Here is a 1003-nt window from a genome sequence, read left to right on the forward strand (position 1 = left end):
GCTTTGAGGAACTGAGTGCGGTAGGCCCAAGGCAATAGCTGGTCGATGTCGCGGTTCGGATGACCACTGACGATCCTGGTCAGGACGTCGGTGAGATAGGCAAGCGGATCGACGTCGTTGAGCTTGCAGGTCTCGACCAGGGACGCGACGACCGCCCAGTGTTCGGCACCACCGTCGGATCCGGCAAACAGCGCGTTCTTGCGACTGAGCTTGATGCCGCGGATCGATCGTTCGACCGTATTGTTGTCGAGCTCGATGCGACCGTCATCGATGAAGCGCGTCAGCCCCTGCCAGCGCGAGAGAGCGTAGCGGATGGCGGCGGCGAGCTTGATCTTCTGGCTGATGAGAGCCAGCTTGGCGCGTAGCCAAGCCTCGAATGCATCGGCCAGCGGTCGGCTTTTCTGCTGACGCACGAGACGGCGCTCCTCCGGGCTGCGGCCGCGGATCTCCTTCTCGATCGCGTAGAATGCGGCAATGTGCTTCAGCGCCTCGCTTGCGATCGGCGCGGGGCCCGCCGTCGCGAGTTCGTAGAAGTTGCGCCGCATGTGCACCCAGCAGAAGGCGAGCTCGACCTCGCCGCGCTCGGCAAGCTTTGGATAGGCGGTGTAGCCATCGACCTGCAGGACGCCCTTGTAGCCGGCAAGATGGCTGAACAACCGCTCGGCCTTGCGGTCGGGTGCATAGACATAGGCGATGCCGGCGGATCGAGGCCGCCCCAGGGCCTGTCGTCGGCGGCATAGGCCCAGAGCTGGCCGGTCTTGGTGCGCCCTCGACCGGGATCGAGCACCGGCACCGTCGTCTCGTCGGCGAACAGCTTGGACCTCGCTCGAAGCATCGTGAGAAGGCGCTCATGCAGCGAGCGCAGGTGGAAGGCGGCATGCTCAACCCAGTCCGCCAGCGTCGATCGATCGAGAGCGATGCCCTGGCGGGCATAGATCTGGGCCTGCCGGTAGAGCGGCAGATGATCGGCATATTTGGACACCAGAACCTGGGCGACCGTGGC

General features: G+C 64.6%; 1 protein-coding gene and 1 pseudogene. Both read right to left on the reverse strand.

What is annotated here, in order from left to right; genetic code table 11:
• Positions 1 to 140 (reverse strand): transposase domain-containing protein (locus tag AC0L3X_RS47185; protein WP_473317615.1); only part of this gene is annotated, 140 nt, incomplete at its 3' end.
• Positions 132 to 982 (reverse strand): annotated as a pseudogene (gene tnpC, locus AC0L3X_RS47190) (IS66 family transposase); the annotation flags it as partial. The gene AC0L3X_RS47185 and the pseudogene tnpC, both read right to left, overlap by 9 nt.
• Positions 983 to 1003 lie beyond the last annotated feature (21 nt).

The sequence above is a fragment of the Bradyrhizobium sp. MI1.7 genome (assembly GCF_055811795.1).